This is a genomic window from Pseudonocardia pini, assembly GCF_013870575.1.
Classification (GTDB): Bacteria; Actinomycetota; Actinomycetes; order Mycobacteriales; family Pseudonocardiaceae; genus Pseudonocardia; species Pseudonocardia pini.
The window spans coordinates 1-1,116 of record NZ_JACBXB010001195.1 but is presented as its reverse complement, the minus strand read 5'-3'; the positions used below and the strand labels follow the sequence as shown (position 1 = coordinate 1,116).

Genomic DNA, 1,116 nt, shown 5'->3' with positions numbered 1-1,116 from the left:
TGGGGGACGGCGCTGGGCGTGGTGCGGTCGCTGCACGCGGCGGGGCAGGTCTCGCTGGTGGTGGCGGACGAGACCCGGCCGCTGCTGCAGGGGGCCCGGATCACGGCCGTCGAGCTCGCGGCGATCGGCGTGCCGCACCGGATCGTCGTCGACGGGGCGGCCGGCTCGGTGATCGCCCGCGGCCTGGTCGACGCCGTCGTGGTCGGGGCGGACCGGATCGCGGCGAACGGGGACGTGGCGAACAAGATCGGGACCTACCCGCTGGCGTTGGCGGCGGCGCGGGCCGGGATCCCGTTCGTGGTCGCGGCGCCCGAGACGACGGTGGACCTCGACACGGCCACCGGGGCGGAGATCGAGATCGAGGAGCGGGACCCGAGCGAGGTCGTCCGGGCGGTCGACGCCTGGAACCCGGCCTTCGACGTGACCCCCGCCGACCTGGTCACCGCGATCGTCACCGACACCAGGGTCTGGCGCCCGTGAGGAGTGTCCCGTTCCGGCTGATGCTGGCGGTGACGGTGCTCGGCTTCGGCGGACACGCCCTGCTGCTGCCGGTGCTCCCACTGTGGGTGAGCCGGGCGGGGACGGGGGAGTTCGGGGCGGGCGCCACGACCGGCGTGTTCATGGCCGCCACGGTCGCGACCCAGCTCGCGGTGCCCTTCCTGATCCGGCGGTTCGGCTACCGCGCGGTGTTCGGGTGCGGGCTGGTGCTGCTCGGCGCGCCGACCCCGTTGCTGCTGCTCACGACGGCGCTGGGTCCGGTGCTCGCCGTCTCGGCCGTGCGGGGGATCGGGTTCGGGCTGCTCACGGTGGCGGGGAGCGCGCTGGTGGCGGAGCTGGTCACCCCGGCCGAGCACGGCCGGGCCTCCTCCCGGTACGGCTACGCGATCGGCGTCCCGCAGCTCGCCCTCCTCCCGCTCGGGGTGGCGACGGTCGACCTGGTGGGCTTCGCCGGTGTCTTCCTCGCCGCGACCCTGGCACCCCTGCTCGGCGCGCTCCTGGTCCCCTTCCTGCGAACGGCCCCCGCGAGTCCCCCACCCCCGACGCGCGAGTCCCCCACTCTCGACGCGCGAGTCGGACATCCATCCCCCGAGGCGCCGCCTCCGGCGGGGCGCGAGG

2 protein-coding genes are annotated in these 1,116 nt (G+C 75.8%); both read left to right on the top strand.

What is annotated here, in order from left to right; translation table 11 throughout:
* Positions 1-480, top strand: a 480-nt coding sequence (locus tag H5J29_RS33775; RefSeq protein ID WP_181784919.1) for an S-methyl-5-thioribose-1-phosphate isomerase, incomplete at its 5' end; no start/stop codon positions are given.
* Positions 477-1,116, top strand: a 640-nt coding sequence (locus tag H5J29_RS33770; protein WP_312858524.1) for an MFS transporter, incomplete at its 3' end; no start/stop codon positions are given. The genes H5J29_RS33775 and H5J29_RS33770, both read left to right, overlap by 4 nt.